We start from the raw sequence: 26,312 nt of genomic DNA on the forward strand, positions 1-26,312 counted from the left end.
GACATCCAAGCGTTTGGAAGGGGCCCGCGGCCCGTGACGTCACCGTTCCGCGGGGCGCCACCAATCGTCCAGCGGCGTCACCGGGGTGGCCCGCTTGTGGCGGCTGCGCAGGTACCGTGCCTCGATGGCCTCGGCCACCGGGACCGCTACGGTGCGGCCCTCGAGGTAGTCGTCGATGTCGTCGTAGGACAAACCGAGCTCGTCCTCGTCGGTGCGCAGCGGCGTGCCATCGAGCAGGTCGGCCGTGGGAGGTTTGGACCACAGGCGCTCCGGGGCACCCAGATGGCGCAGGAGCTGGCGGTTCTGGCGCTTGTCCAGACCGTAGAGCGGCAGCAGGTCGGCTCCGCCGTCGCCGAACTTGGTGAAGAATCCGGTCACCGATTCGGCGGCGTGGTCCGTGCCGATCACCAGGTGGTTGCGCTCGCCGGCGAGGGCGTATTGGGCCGTCATGCGCAGGCGGGCCTTCGCGTTGCCCTTGTTGAAGTCGCCGATCGGCCCCCCGGTGCTCTGCTCGAACCCCGCAGCCAGGGCATCGACGGCGGGCTTGATGTCGAAGGCCCGCGTCGTCTTCGAGGCGATGAAGTCCAGGGCGGCTGCCGCGTCGTCCTCATCGGCCTGGACGCCGTAGGGCAGGCGCACCGCCACGAAATCCACGTCCTGGCCCTCGGCGGCGGCTTCGTCGACGGCCAGCTGGGCCAGACGGCCCGCCAGGGTCGAGTCCAGGCCGCCGGAGATCCCCAGGACGAACCCGTCGGTGCCGGTCACCGCGAGGTAGTCGCGCAGGAACCGCACGCGTCGAGCCACCTCCGCCCGGGCGTCGATGGTCGGCTTCACGCCCATGTCCTTGATGATGTGTGCCTGCAGATCGCGCATGACCCACAGCCTATCGCCCTCCCGCCGCGGCGCGTTGGGAGGGCGATGGGGTGCAACGGGGCCCGGATGGTGAATAGTAGGGGGCAGGAATCAGGAACCACCCTGCGTGAGGAAGCGGTCATGGAACCCATCCATCCGGAGCACCCTGCTGCGGACCGAGTACTTGTCCACCTCAGCGACACCCACCTGCGTGGTGGCGGTGCACTGCTGGCCGGGACGCTGGACAGCATCGAGCGGCTGCGATCGCTGGTGGCCCGGCTGGAGGCCTCCGGGGAACGGCCCGACGCGCTGGTGGTCACCGGGGACCTGGCCGACAAGGGCGAACCGGACGCCTATGCCACGTTGCGCTCGATCATCGAGCCGGCGGCGGAGCGCCTGCACACCCGGGTCATCTGGGCTGCGGGAAACCACGATGACCGGTCCACCCTGCGCACCGAGCTGCTGGGCGAGCCGGCGGGCACCGAGCCGTTGGACCATACGAGCTGGATTGGCGGGTTGCGCCTGATCACCCTGGACACCACGGTGCCCGGCAGCCATCACGGCCGGCTCGATCCGGGCCAACTGGAATGGCTGCGCGGGGAACTGGCCACCCCGGCACCTGACGGAACCATCCTGGTGATGCACCATCCGCCGATCGCCAGCGTCCAACCGCTGGCCATCCTGGTGGAGTTGCGGGGGCAGGCCGCCCTCGCCGAGGTGGTGCGCGATACCGACGTGCGCGCCATCCTGGCCGGGCACCTGCACTATTCCACGTTCGGCATGTTCGCCGGCATCCCCGTCTCGGTCGCCTCCGCCACCTGCTACACGCAGGATCTCGCCGCGTCGGTGGACACCGAGACCGGAATCCACGCCACCCGGGGGCGCGACGCCGCCCAGGCCTACAACCTGGTCCACATCCTGCCCGAGACGGTGGTGCATTCGGTGGTCCCGGCCGCGGGCGGGCAGAGCGTCGGGGAGGTCGTGGAACCGGGTGAGGTCGCCGGGATCCTGCGCAGCCACGGCATCGATCCCGCTGCGGTCACCCGGTCGTGGGGCCGGGCTCCGGGTTCTCCCACGGGGCGGCGATCGGGAAGTAGCCCTGCAGGAACGCGGTGACGACCTCCTGCCGTTCGCGGGCGGGAACTTCGGGGAAGCTGCCGTCATTGAGGCAGAAGAAGTCCTGATTGCGCTTCTTCAGGAGCTTGCGCAACGCGTCCAGCCCGGAATACATGGTGGTGTCCACGTACTTGACCTTGGCCTTCTCCTTGGTCACCGCCCGGCCCGTGAGCAGGGCGTAGTAGTGGTAGAGGGAATTGGTGACCGAGATGTTGTCCTTGGCGCGGAAACGGCTCGCAGCGGTCGCCGCGAACTCGTCGGGGAAGACCTCCTCCAGTTCCCACAGCACGCTGCGGCGCAGCGGGGCGGCAGTATGTTCGAGGTGCCGGGTGGTGATCCGCCCGAACCGGTCGTTGAGCAGCCTGCGGTTCACCCGGGCGGAGTTCTCGAACCCGGAACGGTCCAGATGGTTGTCGCCGAGGCCGATGCGGGTGCCGGCCTCGATGAACTTGGTGATCCCGCCGGGGGAGAAGAACATGTCGGGGCCCAGGGGGCGGCCGAAGAACATGTCATCGTTCGAATAGAGGAAGTGCTCGGACAACCCGTCGATGTGCTGCAGTTGTGATTCAACGGCCTGGGAGTTGAAGGTCGGCAGCACCGACGGATCACGGAAATGCTCCGTGGCCCGCACGATGCTGATGCGGGGGTGCTCCGCGTTGAGCCAGGCCGGGACGGGCGAATCCGTGGCGATGTAGATGTGGCGCACCCACGGGGCGAACATGTAGACACTGCGCAGCGCGAATTTCAGTTCGTCGATCTGCCGGTAGCGGGCCTCGGCGTCATCGCCCTCGCCGACCACGACGCCCTCCATGAACGAGGCCCGGTGGCGCTGGTGTTCGATGTCGTTTCCGTCGACCCAGGAGAACACCAGGTCGATCGGGAACGAGATGTCCATGGCATGTTCGGCGAACATGTTCTCGATGGTCGGCCACTCGCGGCCGAACCGGTGCACCGTCCCGCGGATCGCCTCACCCGCCGGCAGCGTCGCCCGGGTCAACGAGTTCTCCATCGGCAAATGGACCTGCCCCTGCTCCGTCCACTGCCAGAGTTCGACCTGCACACCGGTGGAGGCCCCGAAGGCCAGGCCGCCTGCAGGTTCGACGCGCGGACGGTAGAGCCGGAACATGCGGGCCTTGGAGCTCTTCGCCAGTTTCCCGTCAGCGACCAGCAGCGCCTTGTCCTTGCGGGTATCGACGGTGAGCGAATAGAAGGGTTCGTCCTGGCAGGCGGCAACCAGGGCCCGGCGCAGCGCCTTGCGGTCCGTCCAGGACACCGCGATCACCGGCCGGGCGTCGTTGCCGCGCACCAGCAGGTAGGACACGTTCGCTGCGTCGAGGGCGTCCCGGATGAACAGCAGGTCGGTCACCATCGCCTCGTGGGGGGTGATCGAGGTGTTCACCAGCGCGTAGCGCCCCCTGGCGCGCACGATGTCGGTGCGCTCCTGGAACCGGGCCATCGCCGCCGGGGAGGTGACTTCCCGGACCGGGGAGGCGGCGCCGTCGTCCTCTGGAGTTCCGTGGAAGACCTCATCGGGGTGCGGGGCGGTGCGGGTCGCCTCGAGCGGATCGGTGGACTGGTCGGGACCGGTCATGCCCGTTCCGTGCCGGACCAGCCCAGGTTGGTGGCCATGCGCTGCAGGGTGGCGATGGTGGTCTGGTACTGCTCGGGGGTGACACCGGCGCTGGAGCGTTCGCGCATGCCCTCGACGATTTCCGTGAGCCGTTCCAGGCTGGTGCGGCCGCGCTCCGTGAGCTCATAGGTTTCGCCGTCGCGGGCGACCCAACCGGACTCCAACAGTTCCGTCAGGTGTTCGGCCGGGGAGGCCGGTTCGCCTTCGGGGGAGACCTCGTCGAAGAAGGGGGCGAGGGACTCGATGAGTTCGTCCGAGGTGTGGGGATGGGCCCCCAGCAGATTGAGGAGTTGCCATTGCCGGCGCGTGACGCCGTGCTCCTCCAACGAGGCGGCGAACTGCTCGGAAATGAGCGAGTCCACCAGCTTGAGCCAGTATCCGATCGGTCGCTGAGCGTTCATGCCTTCACCCTAGCTGGCGACCGCTGCCCTGTCTCGCCATCCGCGGTCACGCAGGGTGGGGCCGGGCCACCTAGAATATAGGCCATGACCTCGAACAACGACGCCCGCACCCGCCTGCTCGAACTCATCCAGGAACTCGCCGTGGTCCGCGGCAAGGTCACGTTGTCCTCCGGCAAGGAAGCCGACTACTACGTGGACCTGCGCCGGATCACCCTGCACCATGAGGCCGCCCCGCTGGTCGGCTCGGTCATGCTGGATCTGCTGGACGACGCCGGCATCGAGTTCACCAACGCCGGTGGGCTGACCATGGGGGCGGACCCGGTCGGGACCGCGCTGATGCACGCGGCGGGACAGGCGGGCCGTGAGGTCGACGCGTTCGTGGTCCGCAAGGCACAGAAGTCCTACGGCATGGGCCGCCAGGTGGAGGGGCCGGACGTGTCGGGACGCAACGTCGTGGTTCTGGAGGACACCTCCACCACCGGCGGTTCCGCGCTGGCTGCGGTGGAAGGCGTCCGCAAGGCCGGCGGCAACGTTGTGGCCGTGGCCGTGATCGTGGACCGCGACACCGGCTCGAAGGAACGCATCGAGGCCGAGGCCGGGGTCCCGTACCTCTTCGCCTTCGGCAAGGACGAACTGGGTCTCTAGGACCGCTGCGGACCCGACGGCTCGGTGGGGCCCGCCGCTTCGGCTTCGGGATCCGGCTGCGGATCGGCATGGTCGGTGGTGAAGCCGGCGGGGTTCGCCGCCCGGATGACCGTTTGCTGCACCAGCGGGATCCGCACGCCTGCGGCATCGAGGTCGACCTTCAGCCGGGCCCGCATGGCCCGGGCGACGGCCCACTGCTGCAGCGGTGTGGTGCGGAAGACCAGGCGGATCGTCATGGACTCCCCGCTCAGGTCCTGCACGCCCCAGATTTCCGGGTCGTCCAGGATCTCGTGGGACCACTGCGGGTCCTTTTGCAGTTTCCGCGCGGAAGCCAGGATCATGTTGCTGACCTCGTCGACGTCCGAATCGTAGGGGACGGGAACGTCCAGGACGGCGCGGGCCCACCCCTGGGAGAAGTTGCCCACGCGCAGGATCTCGCCGTTGCGCACGTGCCACAGGGTTCCATCGACGTCCCTGACCTGGGTGATCCGCAGCCCGACGGCCTCGACCGTCCCCGCGGCTTCGCCCAGGTCCACGTAGTCGCCGATGCCGAACTGGTCCTCGGCCACCAGGAAGATCCCCGAGAGGTAGTCCTTGACCAGGGCCTGGGCGCCGAAGCCGAGGGCGACGCCGACGATGCCCGCGCTGGCCAGGATCGGACCCATGTTGATGCCGATCTGCGACAGGACGGTCAACAGCACGACGGCGGTGATCACGATCGTGGTGACCGAACGAAGCACCGACCCGACGGTTTGGGCCCGCTGCGTGCGCCGCGCGACGGCGATGGGCGACTCCTGCACCAGCCAACGCCGACCCGCCTTGTCGGACTTCCTGCGCTCCTTGGACAACGCTGCCGCCTCGCCGGCGGCGATATGCTCCGTGGTCCGGCGGATGACCCGCCGGACGATGTAGTTCAGCACCACCGCGATGACGATGATGAGCACGATCTTCAGGGGGCGGTCCAGCCAGAAGGACCAGTCCAGGAAGGGGGAGGCGTCCTTGAGCGTTGGCAGCGAATCAGGCAATGGCATGGTTCGAGGCTAGGGCGATGCGCCGACACGAGGCAAGCCGGAGGTCCACAAGCCGGGACTGGGGTGGCGGTGCCCCGGAACCGGCCGGGGTCTCGACCGGTTCCGGGGCAGCCGCGGGGGCTGGTTCAGTACGTCAGGCCGTACCCGAACGGGTAGAGGGCCCCATCGGTGGTTTCCCTGTAGCCGGGCAGGTCGCTGTACTGTTCGTCGATGGCCCTGGAGGTGCCGGCCAAGGCGAACGGCATCCGGCCCTGCGGGGAGACCTTGCCGGAGAGGACGTCGAACAAGGCGGTATCGCTCATGCCGAAGCCGGCAATGACCGCTCCGGCATCGCGCAGGCCGCTGGCCTGGTCCATGACGAAGGGCTGGCGGAAGTAGACGTGGAGCACCACCTTCCGAGGGTCGTCCACCTCGCGCATGACCTGTTGGATGGTGTCCAGTGAGGGGCTGACATCCCAGGACTCCGAAGCCGCCATGCCCGTGAAGTCCAGGGTGCCGGCTTCCCAGGGCAGGGCCCCGCCATACGGGAGCCCGTCATCGGTGCACTCATCCGCCCCTTGGGCCACGCAGGCGTCGGCGGCACCGAAGGGGCTCTTGCCGTCCAGGCCCTTCACGCCGTCCAGGGTGACCGGATTGGTGTGCTCCGGGTTCATGCCGGACGTCGGCCCGTCGCTGGTATAGGTGCTGGTGTTCTTGTTGTTCACCGTGACGTTGATGACCGCATAATCGCTGTCCTGGGCGCTCGGCCGATCCGCAGGATCCTTGGTGTTGCCGTTGACCACGTCGTAGCCGTAACCGGCAACTGTCTTCTCGTCCGCGTCGCCGAGGAGGTAGACGGAGGCCCCCGGTTTCAGCGGAAGGACCTTTGAGCCGTCGTCGGTCTTCTTGTTCTCCAACAGGACTGCCGATTTGCGTTGCAGATCCAGTCCGGTTTCGCGGTGCGCCTTGCTGCCGACGGTCCGGGCAGCCGTTTCCGGGTCGACGTAGGGGTTCTCGAACAGGCCCAGCCGGAACATGGGGGTCGTCAACCTCACGGCTGCCGTGGTGACGCGCTCCTCGCTGATGAGGCCGTTGGCGACCAGGTCGGTGATCGTCTTCACGTCGTGGAACCCCGAGAGGGTGTCCGTGCCGCCGTTGACGGCTGCGGCCACGCGTTCGGGGACGCTCTTGTCCTCCAGTCCCCAGGCGCGGTCAGTGACGATGCCGGTATCCGAGTTGACGTAGCCGGCGAAGCCGAGCTTGCCGCGCAGCAGGTCATTGACGATCTGCCCGGAGAAGGCCATGCCGGTCTGGTCGTAGGCCACCCCGTCATAGGTGAGCTGCACCGGGGCACCGTAGTACGGCATGATGGCCGACACGCCTGCGTCGATGGCGGCCTCGAAGGGCTTGAGATGTTCGCCGAAGGCACCGCCGGGGTATACCTGCGTCTTCCCGAACGAGCAGTGGGCGTCGAGCCCCATCTCCTGGGGCCCGCCTCCGGGGAAGTGCTTCATGGTCAGCGCCACGGCCGAGTCCGGCGACAGTGAGACACCGGCGTCGTCCACCGGGCCCTGCAGGGTCCCCACGAGGGAGGACATGATGTTGGCATCCAGCGCCGCATCCTCGGTGAAGGTCTCATGCACGCGGTACCAGCGCGGCTCGGTGGACAGGTCGGCCATGTAGCCGTACATGCCACGGAGGCCCACGGACTTCCACTCCTCGCCCATGACCTGGGCGAAGTCCTCGACGACCGACATGTCGCCCGTCGTGGGATCCTCGCCGGTCCGGAGGGCCTGTTGACCCAGGGCCGCCGCGGCGATGCCGGCCTCCTTGGGGAAGGCGGTGAAGGCCCCGGCGGACTCGTTGATGCCGGCCCGGGCATTGGGGTCGATGTGGTTGCGTGCGTTGGACTTGTAGAGGACCGGAATGCCCAGCCGGGTCGCCTCTGCGAGCTCCTGGACCGAGTTCATGTAGCCGGCCGCCTCGTCGGGGGTGAGCGAGGTCTTGGCCTGGAATCCGCCGTCGGCTTCGCCGCAGACTGCCTCGTCTGCACTTGTGATGGTGTTGCGGAAGATGAACCGGCGCATCTGCTGGTCCTGGATGTAGCCGCCCGCCGAAGGATCAAGGGTCCCCCGCTGGCGCGTTTCCTGATCGCAGGAGGCGTTGAGCGTGTCGATGAGCATCAGGCCCGCCTTCTCCTCCAGCGTCATCTGAGACACCAGGTCCTCCGCCCGCTGTTCGGCCGGAAACCGCCAGTCCTCATAGGGGTCCAGCTGTCCATTGCCATTGAGGTCCTTGAACGTGCGCCCCTTGATCTTCAGGGTGTCCTTGGAGCGGGCGTCGATTCGTGGTGGCTTGCCGTGGTTGCCCTCGTCATGCCGGGCGGCGGATGCGCCGGGGGAAGGGTCCGCCGCCGCGGGCATCGCCATGCCGGCGGGCACAGCCAGGATGAGGACGAAGGGGACGGCAAGGGCGGCGGCCGTCCGGCGGCTGCGCGCTGTGGGCGGGGACTTTCGTGTCATGGGGTCCTCCAAGGGGGATCGGTGCGGGTGGGTCGATGGGCCGATGTGGCTGCCCATCCACCCGAACCCACTGTGACCCGAAGCACCTTTCCCATGCCCGTGGTTGCCGTTAGTTTCACTGGAAGGGTGGAGGGGGTCCGACATGGGCAAACCCCCGCAGGCTGGGCCTGCGGGGGTTTGCTGATGGCGTTGTGCTGGTCTGCCGGTTACGGCCCGCTCAGCCCCAGCACACTCGGGAGCCACATCGAGAGCTGGGGGATGAACGCCACGATGAAGAGCATGACGATCAGCGCAACGAAGAACGGCACCAGCGACTTGATCACCGGCTCCACCCGGAGCTTGGCGATCTTTGCGCCGACGAAGAGCACGTTGCCGACCGGCGGGGTGATGGTGCCCAGGCAGAGGTTGAACGTGACCATGATGCCGAAGTGGATCGGATCCACGCCGAACTCCGTGACGATGGGCAGGAAGATCGGCACGAAGATCAGGATGGCCGGCGTCGGATCCATGAACGTGCCGACGATCAGCAGGATGATCATGATGAGCACCAGGATGATCGACGGGTTGCTGGTCAAACCCAGCAGTGCGCTGGAGATCGCCGCGGGGATGCCGGAGAAGGCCATGACCCACGCCATGATCGTCGAGACACCCACCAGGAGCATCACGATCGAGGTGGTGCGGGTGGCGTCCAGGACGATGGCGGGCAAGTCCTTGACCTTCACGGCGCGGTAGGCGAATCCGAGGACCAGGCAGTAGACGACGGCGATGGCCGCGGACTCCGTCGGGGTGAAGATGCCGGCCAGGATGCCGCCGATCACCACGACGATCATGAGGATGGAGGGCACTGCCCGCCACAGGGTGAGCAGTGCCAGCTTCAGCGGCACCCGCTCCGTGACGCCGACACCTGGGTGGCGGCGGACATACAACCAGACAATGAACATGCAGGCCACCGCCCAGAGGATGCCCGGGATGTAGCCGGCCACGAACAGCGTCGCGATCGAGGTGCTCGAGACCAGCGAGTACACGATGAGGGTGTTGCTCGGCGGGATCAGCATGCCCGAGGGGGCGGAGGCGACGTTGACGGCCGCGGAGAAGTTCCGGTCGTACCCTTCCTTGGCCTGCCGCGGCCCGATCACGCCGCCAACCGCTGCGGCCGAGGCCACTGCGGCGCCGGAGACCGAACCGAAGAGCGCGTTGGCCACGACGTTGGTCTGGGCCAGCGAACCGGGCATGCGCCCGACCAGGACCTTGGCGGCGTCGATCAGCCGGCCGGCGATGCCGCCGTTGTTCATCAGCACACCGGCCAGGATGAAGAACGGGATCGCCAGCAGGGCGAACGAATTCACCCCGGTGAACATGCGTTGGGCGGCGACGAACGAGGCCTTCTCCATGCCGATGACCGCGGCCACCGCGACAAAGGCGGAGAAGCCGACTGCCACGGCGATCGGCACGCGGGCCAGCAACAGGACGGCGATGCCGACCACCAGGACTATTCCTGCAACAAGTGCTGCATCCATGTCAGACCGCCTCCCTGATCTCTTCGTCGGCACTGGGCAGGCCGCGGCCGTGGAAGGCCTCGACGATGTGGAAGATCGAGTAGAACGTCATGACCAGACCGGAGATGGGCAGCGCCAGGTACATGGTGCCGATGTTCACCGGGAGTCCGGAGACCTTCTGCGACCACGTCAGGTCAACGCCGCGCAACCCGCCCCAGACAAGGATCAACACGGCGAACGCGAGGATGACGACGTTGACGGCGATCTCCATGCCGCGGGTGCCGTTGATGCGGACCAGCCGGGTGAGGAAGTCGACGGCGATGTGCTCCTTCTCGGAGAACACCCAGGCCGATCCGAACAAGGCGAGCCAGACGAAGAGGTACTGGGCCACCGAAGTGGTCCACGTGGCGGGGGACTGGACGACCTGGCGGCTGAAGACCTGCCACACGACGACCAGGACGAGGGCGACGAACAGGACGATGCACAGCCAGCGCAGCGCCACGTCGAGCGAATTCTTGACGGCGGTCACTGGTTGGCCTCCTGGATGGCGTCGTAGAGTTCGCGGTCGGCGGGGCTCTTCAGCGACCCGTTGACCACGGGGGCGAGCGCCTTGTCGAAGGCGGCCTTGTCGACGTCGTTGAATTTGGTGCCCGAGTCCTCGGCCTGCTGGATGGCCCGGGCGGTGTCCTTCTTCCACAACGTAGTGTGTTCGGTCATGGTCTTGGACCATTCCGCGTCGAAGATCTTGCGGTCTTCCGGCGTCATCCCGTTGTAGGTCTCGGAGTTGATGAGCATGTAGTCGAGGCCGACCAGGTGGCGGGTGCGTGCCACATATTTGGCCACCTCGTTGTGGTGCTGGGTGACGTAGGAGATCTCGTTGTTCTCGGCGCCGTCGAGCACACCGGACTGCAGGGCGGTGTAGACCTCGCCATAGGACATCGGGGTGGCGGAGCCGCCCATGGCGTTGACCATCTTGATGTGCACGTCGGATTCCTGGACCCGGATCTTCATGCCGTGCAGGTCGGCGGGCTTCTTGATGGGGCCGGTGGCCGTGTAGAGGTTCCTGTCGCCCTGGGTCAGGCCGCCCAGGACCGTGAGGTGCTTGGAGGCCTCGAGCGAGGTGAACAGGTCACCGACGATCGACTTGTCCTTGATGACCGACATCTGGTGGTCGATGCTCTTGAAGGTGGTCGGCAGGTTCAGCACGCCGAAGTGGGGATTGAGGTTCTCCAGCTGCGTTCCCGACGCGACGGCCATGTCCACTGAGCCGTCGCTGACGAGCTGGATTACTTCCTGCTGCGCCCCGAGGGTCTCGTTCGGATAGACCTTCACATCCCAGCGGCCATCCATGGCGGCCTTGAGTCGTTCACCGAATTCGGTGAGGGCGATATAGGACGGGTGCGTTTCGGACTGGTTGAGCGAAAGGACCAACGTCTTGCCGGTCTCCGCCTTGCCCGACACGCCTGAACTGCACGCGGTCGTGGCCAGCAGCAAGGCCAGCCCAACGGCGCACAGACGCAGGAAGCGCATCTTCATTCGGATCACTACTTTCTGGCCGGGGGACGCCTGGCGTCCACCCCCGCGAACTGGCCGCGGTGGACCGGCCTCATCGACGGTACTTAAGCATGATGTCCGCCACATGGGCGGGAAAGCGACTAGTTGCCATCAGTTGCCGTCGGGTTCACGAAGCGGGGCACATGGAGCAAGATAGGTGCATGGCCCCCACCCCGGATTCCCCGAAACCGGCGACAATCTATGATGTTGCGCGTCAGGCGGGGGTCTCCGCATCCACGGTTTCCCGTGCCTTTGCCCGTCCCGGACGGGTCAGCTTCGCCACCGCCGAGAAGATCCGTGCCGTTGCCGCGGAGCTCGGATACCGCTCCGTTGACGTCCGGCGGACCATGGCGGAGGGACGGCAACGGCACGGCACCATTGCGTTGGTCATCGCTGACATCTCCAATCCCGTGTTCTTCGACATGATCCGCGGCGCCGAAGAAGAAGCGGCCAAGAACGGCTACACGATGCTCCTGGCGCACACGCGCGAGTCAGGGATCGTCGAACGGGAGGCCATCGAACGCGCCATGGGGATTGTGGACGGCATCGTGCTCAGCAGTTCCCGGATGTCCGACGCCGCCATTCGCGCCATGGCCAAGCAAAAGCCCACGCTGGTGATGAACCGCGGCGTCAGCGGGGTCGCGAGCGTCGTCACCGACAACGCCCGGGGCATGCGCCGCGTCGTGGAACACCTGGGCGAGCTGGGACATCGCGAGATCGCCTACCTCGCGGGCCCCGAGGCCTCATGGGCGCACGGGATGCGTTGGCGCAGCCTGAAGGAGGGGGCGCTGGAGCTGGGCCTGCGCGTCAACCTCGTGGAGTGTCCCGAACCGACGCGCGATGGGGGCGGGGCCGTGGCGGAGCAGGTCCTGGACAGCGGGGTGACCGCGGTGGTGGGCTACAACGACCAGCTGGCCGTGGGGTTCATGCGCCGCGCCCAGGCGAGTGGCTACGACGTCCCCGGGGATGTCAGCGTCATCGGATTCGACAACTCGGTGGTGGCCGAACTCGCACACCCCGGACTCACCACGGTGGCTGCTCCCTTGCACGCGCTGGGCTCCGCCGCGGTCCGCAACCTGCTCGTCATCTCCCAGGGCGGGATCCAGATCCCGGCCCGGCCCGTGGTGCTCCCGACACGGCTGGTGGTTCGCGCCTCGACGGGCCAGCCCCGGGTGTGAGGCAACACATGGCAACTTGTTGCCATGCGGGGGCGCGGATCCGACGATGGAACTATGCCTTCTTCCATTGCCAACCACCCCGACCGGTTGTTCCCGGCAGATCCCGGCGTGCGGGACGTCGCCCGCCGCCTCCATGGCGTGGTGGAGTCGCTGCCCATCATTTCCCCGCACGGTCATGTGGACGCCGCCATCATCGCCGATGACGTGCCCTTCCCCGACCCCACGGCCATGCTGATCAGTCCCGACCATTACGTCACGCGGCTGATGCACGCCGCCGGGGTCCCGCTGGAAAACCAGCGCGTGGGCGGCTGCACCGGAGCCTCTGCGCGTGAGACCTGGCGGACGTTCTGCCGGAATTGGCCCCTGTACGACGGCACGGCCTCGGGATATTGGCTACGCCAGGAATTCGTCGACGTCTTCGGGATCGACGACCTGGACATCCGCGAGGAGACCGCCGATGCGGTCTACGATGCGCTGCAGCAGAAGATCGATGAACCCGGTTTCCGCCCCCGCGCACTGATGGACCAGTTCGGCATCGAGGTCATGGCCACCACCGATGACCCGCTGGCGGATCTGGCAGCCCACGACGCGTTGGCCGCCGATTCCACGTTCGCCCCCCGCGTGCTGCCGACCTTCCGCCCCGACGCCTACACGAAATTCTGGGTGGACGGTTTTGCCGCCAACGCGGACCGGCTGATCCAGGCCGCCGGCGACGGGGCCACCGGTTACGACGGCTACCTCACCGCACTGGCCAGCCGCCGCCGGTACTTTGCCGAGCATGGAGCCGTGTCCTCCGACCACGGAACACACAACGCCAACACGCTCAAGCTCGGCCACGACGAGGCCGCCGCGCTCTTCGCCAAGGGGCTGGCCGGAACGGCCACGTTCGCCGAGGGCCTCGCCTTCGAGGCCCACATGATGTACCAGCAGGCCGCCATGGCACTGGACGACGGACTGGTCATGACCATGCATGCCGGCGTGCACCGCAACACGCACCCGGGCACCCTGGAACGCTTCGGCCCCGACACCGGACACGACATCCCCTTCGCCGTCGACTTCTCCACGGGCCTGCAACCGCTGCTGGCCGATTTCGGCACCGCCGAGGGGTTCCACTTCATCCCGTTCACCATTGACGAGACGGTCTTCTCCCGGGAAATCGCCCCGCTGGCCGGGTTCTTCCCCGCGGTGTTCGTCGGAGCCCCCTGGTGGTTTCTCGACGCCCCGGACGCGATGCTCCGCTTCCGTTCGGCGGTCACCGAAACCACCGGTTTCTCCCGGTCCTCCGGTTTCATCGACGACACCCGCGCGTTCTGCTCCATCCCCGCACGGCACGATGCCTCCCGGCGTACCGAGGCCGCCTTCCTGGCCCGCCTGGTCGCCGAACACCGGCTCACCGAGGAGCGTGCCGCAGAGGTCATCGTCGATCTGGTCGACGGTTCACCACGACGGGCGTTCAAGCTGTGAGCGCCACGGAAACGGCCACGCGTCCGCTCAACGCCACCACCTACGACGTCGGCAACCGCCCGAAGGTGCGCATCGTCCACCTGGGCCTGGGCGCCTTCCACCGGGCGCACCAGGCCTGGTATACGGAACGGGCCGGCGACGGGTGGGGCATTGCCGCCTTCACCGGACGCAGCCCGGAAGCGGCACGGCAGCTGGCCGGACAGCACGGGCTCTACACGCTGGTCGAACGAGCCGCCGACGGTGACCGCCACGAGGTCATCGGTGCCGAGGTCGAGGCCCACGACGGTGCCGACCTGCAGGCCCTCGCCACCCTGATGGCCCACCCGGACATCGCCATCGTCACCCTGACGGTCACCGAGGCCGGCTACCGGCTGGCTCCCGGTGCTGCGGGCGCGTCCCCCCGGCTGAACACCGACGACGAACTCGTGGCCACGGACATCTCTGCCTTGCGTGCCCACTACGAGGGGTCGAATTTCACGTTGGGCACCGGTGGCCTGGACGGGCGGATCGTGCGCACCAGTGCCGGCCGCCTCCTGGTCGGCCTGGCAGCACGCCGCGCCGCCGACGGCTGGCCCATCGCCATCGTCTCCTGCGACAACCTCCCCGGCAACGGGGCTGCGGCCCGCACCTCGGTGCTGGACCTGGCCGAACTGGTCGACCCGCTGCTCGCGGCGTGGATCGACGCGAACGTTTCGTTTGTGGACAGCTCCATCGACCGGATCACCCCGCGCACCACCGACGCCGACCGCGACGCCGTGCGCGAGGCCACCGGGTACGACGACGTGGCCCCCGTGGTCACCGAGCCCTTCACCTCCTGGGTGCTCGCCGGCGACTTCCCCGCGGGCCGTCCCGCCTGGGAAGCCGCCGGGGCCGTTTTCGTCGAGGACCTCGAACCGTATGAACGGCGCAAGCTGTGGCTGCTCAACGGCTCGCACTCGCTCATGGCCTACGCGGGGGCACTGCGCGGGCACGCCACCGTCTCCGAGGCCCTGGCCGACGAGCGGGTCGCCGGGTGGATCGAGGAGTTCTGGGACGCGGCGGCCCACCACCTGCAGGACCCGCAGCTGGATATCCCCGCCTACCGGGCGGCACTGCGTGAACGCTTCGCCAACCCGCGGATCGCCCACCACCTGGCCCAGATCGGCATGGACGGGTCGCTGAAGCTGGCCGCCCGTGCAGTCCCCGTCTACCGCGCCGAGCGGGACGATGACCGCGACGGGAGCGCGGCACTGCGCCTGCTGGCCGCCTGGATGGACCGCATCGACGCCCAGCTGACCGCCGGGGAGGACATCCACGATCCCGCCGCGACGGCCATCGCCGACGCGGCCGAATCCACCGGCACCGAGCAGACGGCGGCGTTGCTGGCCATCGTCGACGCCTCCCTGGCCTCCGAGCAGGACACCGTCTCCGCAGTCCACGCCCTCCGCGGCACCTTCACCGGCTGACCACCTTCCCCGAAAGGACCCCATCCCATGAAGATCACCAAGGCCGAGGTCTTCGTGACCAGCCCGTCACGCAACTTCGTCACCCTGCGCGTCGAAACCGACGAGGGCTTCGTCGGCATCGGCGACGCCACCGTCAACGGCCGTGAACTCGCCGTCGCCAGCTACCTGAAGGACCATGTCGCCCAGCTGCTCATCGGCAAGGACCCGCATCGCATCGAGGACACCTGGCAGTTCCTCTACCGTTCCTCCTACTGGCGTCGCGGGCCGATCACCATGGCGGCCATCGCCGCAGTGGACATGGCCCTGTGGGACATCAAGGGCAAGGTCGCGAACCTGCCGGTCTACCAGCTGCTGGGCGGAGCCTCCCGCCGCGGCCTGCGCGCCTATGGCCACGCCTCCGGCACCGACACCGAGCAGCTCTTCGACTCGATCCGCGAGCACCTGGAACTGGGCTACAAGTCCATCCGCGTGCAGACCGCCATCCCGGGCATCAAGGCCGTATACGGCGTGGCGGCCCAGGCCCAGTCCTCGGGGGAACGCTATGACTACGAGCCGGCCGGCCGCGGCGCCTTCCCGCAGGAAGAGGACTGGGACACCCGCGCCTACCTGCGCCACCTGCCCACCGTCTTCGAGGCGGTCCGCAACGAATTCGGCCCCGAGATCCCGCTGCTGCACGACGGCCACCACCGCATGACCCCCATCCAGGCCGCCAAACTGGGCAAGTCGCTCGAACCCTACGACCTCTTCTGGCTCGAGGACTGCACCCCAGCGGAGAACCAGGAGGGGTTGCGCCTGGTCCGCCAGCACACCACCACCCCGCTGGCCATCGGCGAGATCTTCAACACCGTGTGGGACTTCCAGCAGATCATCAAGGAACAGCTCATCGACTACGTGCGCGCCGCCTCGACGCACTTCGGTGGCATCTCGCCGCTGAAGAAGGTCATGGACTACGCCGCCCAGTACCAGATCAAGTCGGGCTTCCACGGCCCCACCGACATCTCCCCGATCGGCTTCGCGGCCCAGCTGCACGTCGGCCTGGCGATCCACAACTACGGCATCCAGGAGTACATGCAGCACTCCGACGCCACCAACGAGGTCTTCCACCAGTCGATGACCTTCACCGACGGCTACCTGCACCCGGGCGACGCGCCGGGCATCGGCGTCGAATTCGATGTCGAGGCCGCCGCCAAGTTCCCCTACCAGCAGGCCTACCTGCCCTACAACCGTCTGATCGACGGCACGGTCCACGACTGGTGAGCGCCGTCATGGGCGAAGCAGCAGGACAGGGAACGACGCCGGTGCCCGGGGACCGCGTGGTCGTCATGGGTGTCTCGGGGTGCGGAAAGAGCACTGTCGGGGCCCTGCTGGCCACCGAACTCGACGGCACGTTCGTCGACGGCGACGCCCTGCACCCGCAGGCGAACATCGAGAAGATGAGTGCCGGGATCGCGCTGGACGACGAGGACCGTGAACCGTGGTTGCGGCAAATCGGCGTCCAGCTCGGCCAGGCTGCGGCCGCCGGCCGGACCCTGGTCATCGGCTGCTCAGCGCTCAAGCGCTCCTACCGTGACCTGATCCGCGCCGCCGCGCCGGACACCCGGTTCGTGCACCTGCACGGCACCGAGGAGCTGCTGCGCGAACGCATGCAGGTCAGGCCGGGCCACTTCATGCCCGCCAGCCTGCTCGATTCCCAGCTGGCGACCCTTGAGAAGCTCGCCCCCGACGAGGCAGGGCGCATGTTCGACATCGCCGACAGCCCGGCACAGCTGGCCTCCGACGCGGCGGCCTGGTTGGGTTCCTAGATCTGGTCCAGCAGTTCGGCCACCGACGGGTAGACGGCGTCGGGACGGAACGGGAAGCGCTCGATGTCTGCCGGCTGGGTGATGCCCGTGTGGACCAGGACCGTGTAGAGGCCCGCTTCCATGCCCGCGACGATGTCGGTGTCCATCCGGTCACCGATCATCGCCGTGGTCTCCGAGTGGGCCTCGATGCGGTTCAGGGCGGAGCGGAACATCATCGGGTTGGGTTTGCCCACGACGTAGGGCTGGCGGTTCACCGCGGCGCTGATCAGGGCGGCCACCGATCCCGTGGCCGGCAGCAGGCCCTCGGGTGAGGGGCCGGTGGCGTCCGGGTTCGTGGTGATGAACCGTGCTCCGTTGGAGATCAGCCGGATCGCCTGGGTGATGGCCTCGAACGAATAGGTGCGGGTTTCTCCGAGCACCACGAAATCCGGGTCCCGGTCCGTGAGGATGAAACCGGCGTCGTGCAGGGCAGTGGTCAGGCCGGCCTCGCCGATGACGAACGCCTTGCCACCGGGCGCCTGGCGCCGCAGGAACTCGGCCGTGGCCATGGCAGAGGTCCAGATGTTCTCCTCCGGGATGACCAGCCCGGAGGACTCCAGACGCGAGCAGAGGTCGCGCGGGGTGTAGATCGAGTTGTTGGTCAGCACCAGGAAGCGCTTGGAGGTAGCCACCCAGCGCTCGATCATCTCGGCGGCCCCCGGGATGGCGCGCTCCTCGTGCACCAGCACGCCGTCCATGTCGGTGAGCCAGCATTCGATGTCTGCGGGGGTGCGTTCGTCGTGTTTCATCTCAGCCTCTTCTGCCGGGTGGCTCTGCTTGGTCCTGGGTTCACGCTATCGCGGTCCTACAACCATTTGTTGTGCTTGAACACCACATACAATCCGACGCTCAGCCCCAGCATGAGGACCAGCGCCGCCGGGTAGCCCCACGGGAAGGCGAGTTCGGGCATGTTCTCGAAGTTCATCCCGTAGACGCTGCCGATCAGGCTGGGGGCGAAGAGGATCGCGGCCCAGGAGGAGATCTTCTTCATCTGTTCGTTCTGGGCGACGCCGGCCTCGGCGGCCTGCTGGGAGACGAGCGTCGAGCTCAGCGACAGCGCGTTGGCCAACAGCGAACGGAAGGAGGCGATGCGCTCCGAGACGCGGATGGCGTGGTCCTGGACGTCGACCATCCGGTGGTCCAGTTCCAGGATCCCCTCGTCGGTGGTGCCCCGGCGGGCCGCCCGCTCGATGCCCTCGATCGGTTGCCCGTCGCCGAGGTCCCGGCGCAGCACTGTCAGGATCCGCTCCAGGGGCAACGTCGCGCGTTGCAGCTCGATGACCTCCCGGGAGAGCTCGTAGATGCGCCGGGAGACATCCGGATTGCCGGAGAAGAGCTGGTCGTCGATCTCATCGATGTCATTGGAGAGCCCGTCGACGACCGGCTCGTATTCGTCGACGACCTGGTCGACGACCGCATACAAGACGGCCCGCGGCCCCAGGGCCAGCAGGTCGGGTTCCTCCTGCTCCATCCGGTGCCTGACCTTGGCCAGGTCGGGGGATTCGGCGTGCCTGACGGTGACGACGAAGTCCTCGCCGATGTAGACGTGCAGTTCCCCGAACTCGACCTTTTCGACGTCGTCCAGGTAGCGGGCCGGACGCAACACCAGCAGCGAGTGGTCGCCGTAGTGGTCCAGCTTGGCGCGCTGGTGGCCCTTCAGCGTGTCCTCGACGGCCAGGGCATGGAGCCCCAGCTCGTCGGCGACCGCCTGCAACTCCTCTTCGCTGGGCCGGTAGAGACCCAGCCACGCCATGCCGGAGTGCTCGCGCATCCGCTGCACCGTGTGCCCCAGCTCGGCCGGGTCCTGGACCCGCTGACCGTTGACGTAGATCCCGTTATCGATAATCGCCATGACCACCTCCAGCGCACTAGTCTGCCACCGTGGCGGCCGGATCTCAGCGGGTTGCCGTGCCCAGCTCGTCGTGGCGTGCGTGGACAGCTGCCACCTGGGCCCGGATCGCCTCGACGTCCTTGGCCTGGTCGCGGTACTTCTGGTCCATCGCCTCGATGCCCCGTTCCTCCTCCAGCAGCAGCTGGTAGATCCGTTCGCGTTCGGCCGGATCGTCGGTGTAGCCGAGGTCCAGGTAGCTTTCCGCGTGGCGGCGGGCGTTGTTGATTGCCGTTTGCGCCTTGCCCGCCTTGGACACCAGCGAGGCGACCACCGTGAGGACCAGGATGCCGATGATCACCGACAGGGAAAAGCCGGTGGTGATCTCCAGGACGTCGACGTGTTCGCCGTTGTTGATGAACGGCAGGTTGTTCTCGTGCAGCGCATGCAGGAACAGCTTGACGCCGATGAAGGCCAGGATGGCGGCTAGGCCGATCGACAGGTAGATCAACCGGTCCAGGAGCCCGTCGAGCAGGAAGTACAGCTGGCGCAGGCCCATCAGCGAGAAGGCGGTGGCGGTGAAGACGATGTAGACGTTCTGGGTCAGCCCGTAGATCGCGGGGATCGAATCGAGGGCGAACAGGATGTCGGTTCCGCCGATCGCGACCATGACCAGCAGCATGGGCGTCAGCGCCTTCTTGCCGTTGACCACGGTCAGGAGCTTGTCGCCGTCGTAGTCGTCGGAGGTGTGCATGAAGCGCCGGGCGAGCCGGATGATGACGTTGTTCGCCTGGTCGTCCTCGTGGCCGCCGGGCTTGAGCAGGTTCCCGGCGGTGAGCAGCAGGATCAGCCCGAAGATGTAGAAGATCCACGACCACGTGTTGATCAGCGCTGCACCGGCGAAGATGAAGCCGGTGCGCGCGATGAGGGCGAAGACGATGCCGAAGAGCAGCACCTTCTGCTGGTCCTCGCGGGGGACCTTGAAGCTGGCCATGATGACCAGGAACACGAAGAGGTTGTCCACCGACAGGGCCTTCTCCGTGATGTAGCCGGCGAAGTACTCACCGCCCATCGTCCCCCCGCCGAACACCAGCACCGCGATGCCGAAGACGACGGCGATGCCGACATAGATGGAGGACCAGATCGCGGCTTCCCTCAGCTGCGGCACATGGGCCTTGCGGATGTGGAAGAAGTAGTCGAAGGCCAGCAGGCCGAGGATGACGACGATGGTCAGAAGCCAGATCCACAGGGGAACGGTCACGGAGGGTCCTTTGCATGATGCTGTCGGGCCGCGAGTCTCTCCGCCGGCGTCACCTCGACGCCGTCCGCCTCGGCCGGCGGGGTTGCGGAACCCTGCGTGTTGACGACCTCGGCGCGGGGGGATACTCCCTCACGATGTCCCCATCTTACCGGAACGGGCGGCGGCTCCGCGAGCGGACTACGCTGGCACGGTGGACGAACCAGCATCCCGGCCCGAGGCCGCACCTTCCGACCCCTCCCTTCCCGACGCCGCGGTGCCCGAGGTCGGCCTGGGCCCCTGGGAGGGTCCCTGGCCCGACGGCGGGCACTGGGATCCGGTGCTGCTGCGCGACGGGGACCGCCGCAACGTCGCCGACAAGTACCGCTACTGGCTGCATGAGGCGATCGTCGCCGATCTGGACACCCGCCGCCACGACTTCCACATCGCCATCGAGAACTGGCAGCACGACATGAACATCGGCACCGTCGTGCGCACCGCCAACGCGTTCCTGGCCAAGGAGGTCCACATCATCGGACGACGCCGGTGGAACCGCCGCGGGGCGATGGTCACCGACCGCTACCAGCACGTACGCCACCACCCGACCGTCGCCGACTTCACCGCCTGGGCGACGGGGGAGGGGCTGGAGATCATCGGGATCGACATCTTCCCCGACTCCGAGCAGCTGGAGACCTATGACCTGCCGCGCAACTGTGTGCTGGTGTTCGGCCAGGAAGGCCCCGGGCTGAGCGACGAGGTGCATGCCGCGGCGAAGACCACGTTGAGCATCGAGCAGTTCGGCTCCACCCGTTCCATCAACGCAGCGTCCGCCGCGGCCATCGCCATGCACGCCTGGATCCGCCGGCACGTCTTCTCCCAGCCGGTGGGCTGACCTACTGCGTGGCGTAGACCTGCACGATGGCAGGACGCGGGGCCCTGACCTCGCCGGGCGCCGGGCGTGCCTCGGAGGGCACGTAGTCCGGGAAGTACGAGTGGATCTCGGTGAACGAGCCTTCCTCGCCCGGGTGCTGGACGGCCACGAAGACCATCGACTCGTCGTCGTGGATGACCGGCCCACAGGTTTCGGCGTCACGCGGTACCGACAGGAACTGCTCGACCTTGCCGCGGTTCCTGCCGTCCACGGTGACCCTGAACAAGCCATCGTTGTAGCCGATGCCGTCCGGGGCGCCATCGGTGGAGATCCACAGGTTGCCCTCGCTGTCGAAGGCGACGTTGTCCGGGCAGGAGATCGGGGAGACCTGGTCGGCCGGGAAGCCGCTGAAGTAGGTCGCGTCGCCCTGTGCCGCATCGCCACAGAGCATCAGCAGGTCCCAGTTGAAGCGGGTGGAGGTGTGGTCCCCGCGACGCTCGGTGATCTCCACGATGTGCCCGTCGCGGTTTTCGGTGCGTGGGTTGGCCTCGTCGGCCTTTGCGTTGGAGCCGACGCCGCGGTTGGAGTTGTTGGTGCAGGCCACGTAGATCTTGCCGGACTTCAGGCTCGGCTCCACATCCTCGCAACGGTCCATCTTCGTGGCGCCGACCTCGTCGGCGGCCAGGCGGGTGAAGACGAGGACCTGCTCGACGCTCATCCCCTTCACGCGTGACTTGCCGTCTTCCACCAGGGGGATCCACTGGCCGGAGCCGTCGAACTTCCCGTCGGATGGCACGTCTCCCGAACCGTCGATCTCGGCCTCCGATGTACCGCTGAAGCGGGCCACGAACAGGTCACCCTCGGTCAGCAGGGTCAGGTTGTGGCGGCGGTCGTTCTTGCGGTACTTGCGCTTGGAAACGAACTTGTAGAGGTAGTCGAACCGCTCGTCATCGCCCATGTAGGCCACCACGTGCCCGTTGTCGGCGACGATGACATTCGCGCCCTCGTGCTTGAAGCGGCCCAGGCTGGTGTGCTTGACAGGCGTGGAGTTCGGGTTTTCCGGATCGATCTCCACGATGTAGCCGAAACGGTGCGGCTCGTTGGCGAAGTCCTCGCTGCGGGCGTCAAAGCGCGGGTCCTCGAGCTCCCAGCCCATGGCCGTCGCCTTGTTCTCCAAGCCGTAGCGCTTGTCCTCGGCCGAGGTGCCCGCCGTGCGGAAGAACCCGTTGAAGTTCTCCTCGCCGGAGAGGATCGTGCCCCACGGGGTGGTGCCACCGGAGCAGTTGCCCAGCGTGCCCTCGACGAAGCGGGCGCGGCGATCACGCTTGGTCTTGAGCAGGTCCGAGCCCATGGCCGGGCCGGTCAGTTCGAACTCGGTGTCCAGCGTGATCCTGCGGTTCTTGTGGGCGCCGCGGACGTAGTCCCAGGGCTGGCCGCGGTCCTTGCGCTTCAGCTCCACGACACTCAGCCCGACCGCGTTGCGGAAGATGTTGCGGCGCTGGCGTTCCTCCGCGGCGTTGGCCGGTGCGGCGGGGAACATGATCTCCGGGTTCACGTACTCGTGGTTGCACACGAGGACGCCCTTCTTGCCGTTCTTGGACCGGATGATGTCGGTGTAGTCGTTGTTGTAGCCGAATTGCTGGGCCTGGGCCTTGGGCGTCTGGTTCTCGAAGTCGAACTCCGGGGACCGGTTGAACAGGGGGTCGCCCCAACGTAGCAACGGTGCCCATTCGAAGCCCTCGGGGACGTCGAAGACGTCGATCTTGGCGTCGACCGGCTTGATGGCGTCGAAGGCCAGCTTGCCGGGCTGGTGCTTCTTGGCCGCGACGCCTGCGGCTGCTGCGGGATCAGCGCCACCGACGACGACGACCGCGGCGGCCAGGGCGCCGGCGGCGCCCACGCCGAGTGCGGAACGGCGGGAGAATTCCGCCGAGGCGATGTCGCGGAAGTAGCTGTTCGACGAGGTGTTGCAGACGGCCTTGGAGCAGGCGTTGTCGCACTTCAGCGCGCAGGTCACGGGGCTGCGCTTGCCGCGCGTATGTCCGAGCATGGGCAGGAATGTCTGGGTATCGGCGTTCACGAGGGGCCTTCCATCGACGGTGCAGGATCGGGACCACCCTGTCAGGCCCGGCTGAATCCCCGGGGCCGCGCAGTTGAACGCCCCGTGAACTGCAGGAATTCGCACCGGGTCTTCCGCGCGGAGGATTCCTGGCATACCCTGTGATGCGGATCACTTGTTACTCGTTGGTAATAACTGGATCGCGTCGAGACATCCCCCGTGGACGTCGGATCGCGACCCCCTCGCAAAGGAGCGAACATGACCCCTGCCCACCCCGCCGCGGCCCGCAAGCGACTTCGCCTGGCCCTGTCCTGCCTCGCCGCGTCCACGCTGTTGCTCTCCGGCACCGGAATGGCTGTCGCCGCGCCGGCCGGAACATCCGGCGCCGACCCATCGTCCATCGAGACCTCGGATGCAGCATCCGGCGGAGACGTGAGGCGGCAGGATGCCCTCGAACAGTTGGCCCAAACGGTAGATACGGACTTCTACACCCCACCGGCGACACTCCCCACGGCCAACGGCTCACCCGTGCGCAGCGAGTCCGCTGACTTCTTCCTCGATCCCATCAAGCTCATCCGTCCGGCGGCCACTGCAACGCGCATCATGTACAAGTCCACCGACGCGAACGACCAGCCGATGGCCGTCACCGGCACCGTCCTGGTCCCGCGCAAGGAGTGGAGCGGCATGGGCCCCCGCCCGGTCATCGGGTACGCGGTCGGCACCCAGGGCGTGGCGGACAAATGTGCCCCGTCCCGGCAGATGGGCGTCGGCCAGGAGTATGAGGGCCCAATGATCTCCGCGCTGCTGGACGCCGGCTATGCGCTGGCCATCACCGATTACGAGGGGTTGGGGACACCCGGCAAGCACACCTACATGGGGCGCGCCTCCCAGGGGCATGCGGTGATCGACTCGGTGCGCGCCCTCCAGCGGCTCGGGCTCCCGGGCATCGGGGCCCGGAACCCCGTCGCCTTCGTGGGGTACTCCCAGGGCGGCGGCGCCAGCGCGGCGGCAGCCGAGCTTGCTCCCCGGTATGCGCCGGGGCTCAATCTCAAGGGCGCCTACGCCGGGGCTGTTCCGGCGGACCTCGTCTCCGTGGCCAGGAACCTGGACCGCAGCCTCTACACCGCGTTCCTGATGTACGCGGTCTCCGGCCTCGGCGCGACCGCCGACCTGGATCCGACCGGGTACCTCAACGCCGCGGGGATCGAAGAGCTCGAAGGCGCCGAAGGCGACTGCACCATCGAGGCGCTGGGCAAGCACGCCTTCCTCGACACGAGGAACCTCACGCGTTCCGGCGAACCCCTGGAAACCGTCATGGCCGCAGGTGCGTTCAAGGCGGCCATTGCCGACCAGGAAATCGGAAACGGACGCAAGCCGGAGGTCCCGGTGCTGCTGTCCCACAGCCTGCTCGATGACGTCATCCCCTACAAGACAGGACGCGACCTGGCCAAGCGCTGGTGCGCCCAAGGCGCCAACGTCTCGTGGAACACGACGGCCGGCCCGACGCATATCGGTGGCTATGTCGCTGCGATGCCCGCGGCCATGATCTTCCTGAAGCAACGGTTCGAGGGGAAGCGCCAGCTCTCCAGCTGCTGGCGGATCTAAGGGCGTAATCTGCGGGTGTGGCGCTGATCGCATATCGGTAGGATGGGCCGTAGCCAACGATGTCTACTCCCTGCCCAACTCATGAAGGAGTCAGCATGCCTCTTGCAACCCCCGAGAAGTACAACGCCATGATCGACGCGGCGAAGGCGGACGGCTACGCCTTCCCCGCGGTGAACGTGACGTCCTCGCAAACCCTGAACGCCGCCATCCGCGGCTTCGCCGAGGCAGAGTCCGACGGCATCATCCAGGTTTCGACCGGAGGCGCGGCCTATTGGTCGGGTTCGTCCGTCAAGGACATGGTGGTCGGCTCGCTGGGCTTCGCCGCCTTCGCGAAGGAAGTGGCGAAGAGCTACGGCGTGAACATCGCCCTGCACACCGACCACTGTCCAGCGGACAAGCTCCAGGGCTTCGTGCTGCCGCTGCTGGCAGCCTCCGAGGCCGAGGTGAAGGCCGGGCGCGACCCGATCTTCAACTCCCACATGTGGGACGGATCTGCCGAAACCCTGGAGGAGAACCTGCGGATCGCCGCCGAACTGCTGCCCCGCTCGGCCGCGGCCAAGCAGATCCTCGAGGTGGAGATCGGGACCGTTGGCGGTGAAGAGGACGGCGTGGAAAACGCCATCAACGACAAGCTCTACACCACGGTGGAGGACGCCCTGGCGACCATCGACGCGCTCGGCGCCGGCGAGAACGGGCGCTACATCACGGCGCTGACCTTCGGCAACGTGCATGGCGTCTACAAGCCCGGCGGAGTGAAGCTGCGTCCGGAAATCCTCAAGGACATCCAGGCCGAGGTGGGTTCGAAGCTGGGCAAGGACAAGCCCTTCGACCTCGTCTTCCATGGAGGGTCCGGTTCGTCCGAGCAGGAAATTGCCGACGCCGTCTCCTATGGCGTGATCAAGATGAACATCGACACCGACACGCAGTACGCCTTCACCCGTCCGGTGGCCGGACACATGCTCGCCAACTACGACGGCGTGCTGAAGATCGACGGCGAAGTGGGGAACAAGAAGACCTACGATCCGCGCGTCTGGGGGGCTTCCGCAGAGACCGGCATGGCGGCCCGCGTCGTCGAAGCCGCCCAGCGCCTGGGCTCGGCCGGACGGAGCCTGAAGTAACGATGAGCGACGAACTCGGACGCAATCTCCTCGGCATTCCCGAGACCCTGCTGACCCCTGACGAAGAGGTCGACGCACGGCTTGCCGCCGGTGACGAACCGGTCGATGTCGTGGCCCGGTTCCCGGCCTCGTCGCTGGCCTGGTCGCTGCTGGCCGACGAGGCGTACGACGACGGCCGCACGGTGGAGTCCTACGCGTATGCACGCGTGGGCTACCACCGCGGACTGGACGCCCTGCGCCACGCTGGTTGGCGCGGCCAGGGTCCGGTCCCGTATTCGCACGAACCCAACCGTGGCTTCCTGCGTTCGCTGTACGCGCTGCAGCGGGCCGCCGCTGCCATCGGCGAGGCCACCGAGGTTGATCGCATCGGCAAGTTCCTTCATGATTCCGACCCGACGGCAGCTGAACAGATCGCCGCAGGAAAATAGTTCTCGCGGTTC

The 26,312-nt window shown here is 67.3% G+C and carries 23 protein-coding genes; 11 read left to right on the top strand and 12 right to left on the bottom strand.

Annotation, left to right across the window (positions count from 1 at the left end; all coding sequences use genetic code 11):
- Nucleotides 1–39: 39 nt before the first annotated feature.
- Nucleotides 40–873, bottom strand: a complete 834-nt coding sequence (gene nadE / locus ACN0TP_RS05600) for an ammonia-dependent NAD(+) synthetase (protein WP_417217556.1) — start codon at nucleotides 871–873, stop codon at nucleotides 40–42.
- A 120-nt stretch (nucleotides 874–993) separates the two neighbouring features.
- Here nadE and ACN0TP_RS05605 point away from each other — a divergent pair, with 120 nt between their 5' ends.
- Nucleotides 994–1,968, top strand: coding sequence for a phosphodiesterase (locus tag ACN0TP_RS05605; protein ID WP_417217558.1), 975 nt, complete (start codon nucleotides 994–996; stop codon nucleotides 1,966–1,968).
- Here the strand turns inward: ACN0TP_RS05605 and ACN0TP_RS05610 are convergent.
- Nucleotides 1,892–3,559, bottom strand: a complete 1,668-nt coding sequence (locus tag ACN0TP_RS05610) for a stealth family protein (protein ID WP_417217560.1) — start codon at nucleotides 3,557–3,559, stop codon at nucleotides 1,892–1,894. The genes ACN0TP_RS05605 and ACN0TP_RS05610 overlap by 77 nt on opposite strands.
- A complete protein-coding gene (locus ACN0TP_RS05615; protein WP_417217561.1) occupies nucleotides 3,556–3,999 on the bottom strand; it encodes a MarR family winged helix-turn-helix transcriptional regulator in 444 nt (147 codons plus the stop codon). The genes ACN0TP_RS05610 and ACN0TP_RS05615 overlap by 4 nt, the downstream gene beginning before the upstream one ends.
- Nucleotides 4,000–4,083: 84 nt before the next feature.
- On the opposite strand from ACN0TP_RS05615, the gene pyrE reads away from it, so the two are divergent.
- Nucleotides 4,084–4,644: an orotate phosphoribosyltransferase gene (gene pyrE, locus ACN0TP_RS05620; RefSeq protein WP_417217563.1), complete on the top strand. Its 561-nt coding sequence runs from the start codon at nucleotides 4,084–4,086 to the stop codon at nucleotides 4,642–4,644.
- On the opposite strand, the gene ACN0TP_RS05625 is transcribed toward pyrE, so the two are convergent.
- The 5 genes from ACN0TP_RS05625 to ACN0TP_RS05645 form a co-directional block, all read right to left on the bottom strand.
- Nucleotides 4,641–5,675, bottom strand: a complete 1,035-nt coding sequence (locus tag ACN0TP_RS05625; protein WP_417217565.1) for a mechanosensitive ion channel family protein — start codon at nucleotides 5,673–5,675, stop codon at nucleotides 4,641–4,643. The two genes, pyrE and ACN0TP_RS05625, sit on opposite strands and share 4 nt — an antisense overlap.
- Nucleotides 5,676–5,800: 125 nt before the next feature.
- Entirely contained in the window at nucleotides 5,801–8,176 is a 2,376-nt protein-coding gene (locus ACN0TP_RS05630; protein WP_417217566.1) for a glycoside hydrolase family 3 N-terminal domain-containing protein, read from the bottom strand.
- Between the two features lie 206 nt (nucleotides 8,177–8,382).
- On the bottom strand, nucleotides 8,383–9,693 hold the full coding sequence (locus ACN0TP_RS05635) for a TRAP transporter large permease (RefSeq protein ID WP_417217568.1): 1,311 nt from the start codon (nucleotides 9,691–9,693) through the stop codon (nucleotides 8,383–8,385).
- 1 nt (nucleotide 9,694) lies between these two features.
- Nucleotides 9,695–10,201, bottom strand: coding sequence for a TRAP transporter small permease (locus ACN0TP_RS05640; protein WP_417217570.1), 507 nt, complete (start codon nucleotides 10,199–10,201; stop codon nucleotides 9,695–9,697).
- Nucleotides 10,198–11,208, bottom strand: coding sequence for a TRAP transporter substrate-binding protein (locus ACN0TP_RS05645; RefSeq protein ID WP_417217572.1), 1,011 nt, complete (start codon nucleotides 11,206–11,208; stop codon nucleotides 10,198–10,200). The genes ACN0TP_RS05640 and ACN0TP_RS05645 overlap by 4 nt, the downstream gene beginning before the upstream one ends.
- 179 nt (nucleotides 11,209–11,387) lie before the next feature.
- On the opposite strand from ACN0TP_RS05645, the gene ACN0TP_RS05650 reads away from it, so the two are divergent.
- From ACN0TP_RS05650 to ACN0TP_RS05670, 5 genes are read left to right on the top strand one after another with little or no spacing between them, the layout of a single operon-like run.
- Nucleotides 11,388–12,404 (top strand): LacI family DNA-binding transcriptional regulator, encoded by a 1,017-nt coding sequence (locus tag ACN0TP_RS05650; RefSeq protein ID WP_417217573.1) that lies wholly within the window; start codon nucleotides 11,388–11,390, stop codon nucleotides 12,402–12,404.
- Nucleotides 12,405–12,458: 54 nt separating this feature from the next.
- A complete protein-coding gene (gene uxaC, locus ACN0TP_RS05655; protein WP_417217575.1) occupies nucleotides 12,459–13,868 on the top strand; it encodes a glucuronate isomerase in 1,410 nt (469 codons plus the stop codon).
- A complete protein-coding gene (locus ACN0TP_RS05660) occupies nucleotides 13,865–15,313 on the top strand; it encodes a mannitol dehydrogenase family protein (protein WP_417217577.1) in 1,449 nt (482 codons plus the stop codon). Before uxaC ends, ACN0TP_RS05660 begins: the two co-directional genes overlap by 4 nt.
- A gap of 27 nt (nucleotides 15,314–15,340) precedes the next feature.
- Nucleotides 15,341–16,570 (top strand): D-mannonate dehydratase ManD, encoded by a 1,230-nt coding sequence (gene manD, locus ACN0TP_RS05665; protein ID WP_417217579.1) that lies wholly within the window; start codon nucleotides 15,341–15,343, stop codon nucleotides 16,568–16,570.
- Entirely contained in the window at nucleotides 16,567–17,115 is a 549-nt protein-coding gene (locus tag ACN0TP_RS05670) for a gluconokinase (RefSeq protein ID WP_417217581.1), read from the top strand. Before manD ends, ACN0TP_RS05670 begins: the two co-directional genes overlap by 4 nt.
- On the opposite strand, the gene ACN0TP_RS05675 is transcribed toward ACN0TP_RS05670, so the two are convergent.
- From ACN0TP_RS05675 to ACN0TP_RS05685, 3 genes are read right to left on the bottom strand one after another with little or no spacing between them, the layout of a single operon-like run.
- A complete protein-coding gene (locus ACN0TP_RS05675; protein ID WP_417217583.1) occupies nucleotides 17,112–17,903 on the bottom strand; it encodes an HAD-IIA family hydrolase in 792 nt (263 codons plus the stop codon). The genes ACN0TP_RS05670 and ACN0TP_RS05675 overlap by 4 nt on opposite strands.
- A gap of 56 nt (nucleotides 17,904–17,959) precedes the next feature.
- Nucleotides 17,960–19,006 (bottom strand): magnesium and cobalt transport protein CorA, encoded by a 1,047-nt coding sequence (locus ACN0TP_RS05680; RefSeq protein ID WP_417217585.1) that lies wholly within the window; start codon nucleotides 19,004–19,006, stop codon nucleotides 17,960–17,962.
- 43 nt (nucleotides 19,007–19,049) lie between these two features.
- Nucleotides 19,050–20,243: a TerC family protein gene (locus ACN0TP_RS05685; RefSeq protein ID WP_417217587.1), complete on the bottom strand. Its 1,194-nt coding sequence runs from the start codon at nucleotides 20,241–20,243 to the stop codon at nucleotides 19,050–19,052.
- 190 nt (nucleotides 20,244–20,433) lie between these two features.
- Here ACN0TP_RS05685 and ACN0TP_RS05690 point away from each other — a divergent pair, with 190 nt between their 5' ends.
- Nucleotides 20,434–21,111 carry a TrmH family RNA methyltransferase gene (locus tag ACN0TP_RS05690; protein ID WP_417217589.1) on the top strand — a complete coding sequence of 226 codons (678 nt, stop codon included), beginning with the start codon at nucleotides 20,434–20,436 and terminating at the stop codon, nucleotides 21,109–21,111.
- A 1-nt stretch (nucleotide 21,112) separates the two neighbouring features.
- Here ACN0TP_RS05690 and ACN0TP_RS05695 read toward each other — a convergent pair whose 3' ends face one another.
- Nucleotides 21,113–23,140, bottom strand: a complete 2,028-nt coding sequence (locus ACN0TP_RS05695) for a PhoX family protein (RefSeq protein ID WP_417218217.1) — start codon at nucleotides 23,138–23,140, stop codon at nucleotides 21,113–21,115.
- Between the two features lie 267 nt (nucleotides 23,141–23,407).
- On the opposite strand from ACN0TP_RS05695, the gene ACN0TP_RS05700 reads away from it, so the two are divergent.
- From ACN0TP_RS05700 to ACN0TP_RS05710, 3 genes are all read left to right on the top strand, one after another.
- Nucleotides 23,408–24,754, top strand: coding sequence for a lipase family protein (locus ACN0TP_RS05700; protein ID WP_417217591.1), 1,347 nt, complete (start codon nucleotides 23,408–23,410; stop codon nucleotides 24,752–24,754).
- A gap of 95 nt (nucleotides 24,755–24,849) precedes the next feature.
- On the top strand, nucleotides 24,850–25,872 hold the full coding sequence (fbaA, locus tag ACN0TP_RS05705; protein WP_417217593.1) for a class II fructose-bisphosphate aldolase: 1,023 nt from the start codon (nucleotides 24,850–24,852) through the stop codon (nucleotides 25,870–25,872).
- Nucleotides 25,873–25,874: 2 nt separating this feature from the next.
- Entirely contained in the window at nucleotides 25,875–26,300 is a 426-nt protein-coding gene (locus ACN0TP_RS05710) for a DUF3151 domain-containing protein (RefSeq protein WP_417217595.1), read from the top strand.
- The last annotated feature ends 12 nt before the right edge of the window (nucleotides 26,301–26,312 follow it).

It is taken from the genome of Arthrobacter sp. (genome assembly GCF_048266065.1).
In the GTDB taxonomy this organism is placed as follows: domain Bacteria; phylum Actinomycetota; class Actinomycetes; order Actinomycetales; family Micrococcaceae; genus Arthrobacter_H.

What these genes read in the sequence shown, in the direction of transcription:
- nadE (WP_417217556.1), bottom strand. Translation starts at nt 873, where the DNA reads ATGCGCGATCTGCAGGCACACATCATCAAGGACATGGGCGTGAAGCCG.
- ACN0TP_RS05605 (WP_417217558.1), top strand. Translation starts at nt 994, where the DNA reads ATGGAACCCATCCATCCGGAGCACCCTGCTGCGGACCGAGTACTTGTC.
- ACN0TP_RS05610 (WP_417217560.1), bottom strand. Translation starts at nt 3,559, where the DNA reads ATGACCGGTCCCGACCAGTCCACCGATCCGCTCGAGGCGACCCGCACC.
- ACN0TP_RS05615 (WP_417217561.1), bottom strand. Translation starts at nt 3,999, where the DNA reads ATGAACGCTCAGCGACCGATCGGATACTGGCTCAAGCTGGTGGACTCG.
- pyrE (WP_417217563.1), top strand. Translation starts at nt 4,084, where the DNA reads ATGACCTCGAACAACGACGCCCGCACCCGCCTGCTCGAACTCATCCAG.
- ACN0TP_RS05625 (WP_417217565.1), bottom strand. Translation starts at nt 5,675, where the DNA reads ATGCCATTGCCTGATTCGCTGCCAACGCTCAAGGACGCCTCCCCCTTC.
- ACN0TP_RS05630 (WP_417217566.1), bottom strand. Translation starts at nt 8,176, where the DNA reads ATGACACGAAAGTCCCCGCCCACAGCGCGCAGCCGCCGGACGGCCGCC.
- ACN0TP_RS05635 (WP_417217568.1), bottom strand. Translation starts at nt 9,693, where the DNA reads ATGGATGCAGCACTTGTTGCAGGAATAGTCCTGGTGGTCGGCATCGCC.
- ACN0TP_RS05645 (WP_417217572.1), bottom strand. Translation starts at nt 11,208, where the DNA reads ATGAAGATGCGCTTCCTGCGTCTGTGCGCCGTTGGGCTGGCCTTGCTG.
- ACN0TP_RS05650 (WP_417217573.1), top strand. Translation starts at nt 11,388, where the DNA reads ATGGCCCCCACCCCGGATTCCCCGAAACCGGCGACAATCTATGATGTT.
- uxaC (WP_417217575.1), top strand. Translation starts at nt 12,459, where the DNA reads ATGCCTTCTTCCATTGCCAACCACCCCGACCGGTTGTTCCCGGCAGAT.
- manD (WP_417217579.1), top strand. Translation starts at nt 15,341, where the DNA reads ATGAAGATCACCAAGGCCGAGGTCTTCGTGACCAGCCCGTCACGCAAC.
- ACN0TP_RS05675 (WP_417217583.1), bottom strand. Translation starts at nt 17,903, where the DNA reads ATGAAACACGACGAACGCACCCCCGCAGACATCGAATGCTGGCTCACC.
- ACN0TP_RS05680 (WP_417217585.1), bottom strand. Translation starts at nt 19,006, where the DNA reads ATGGCGATTATCGATAACGGGATCTACGTCAACGGTCAGCGGGTCCAG.
- ACN0TP_RS05695 (WP_417218217.1), bottom strand. Translation starts at nt 23,140, where the DNA reads ATGCTCGGACATACGCGCGGCAAGCGCAGCCCCGTGACCTGCGCGCTG.
- ACN0TP_RS05700 (WP_417217591.1), top strand. Translation starts at nt 23,408, where the DNA reads ATGACCCCTGCCCACCCCGCCGCGGCCCGCAAGCGACTTCGCCTGGCC.
- fbaA (WP_417217593.1), top strand. Translation starts at nt 24,850, where the DNA reads ATGCCTCTTGCAACCCCCGAGAAGTACAACGCCATGATCGACGCGGCG.
- ACN0TP_RS05710 (WP_417217595.1), top strand. Translation starts at nt 25,875, where the DNA reads ATGAGCGACGAACTCGGACGCAATCTCCTCGGCATTCCCGAGACCCTG.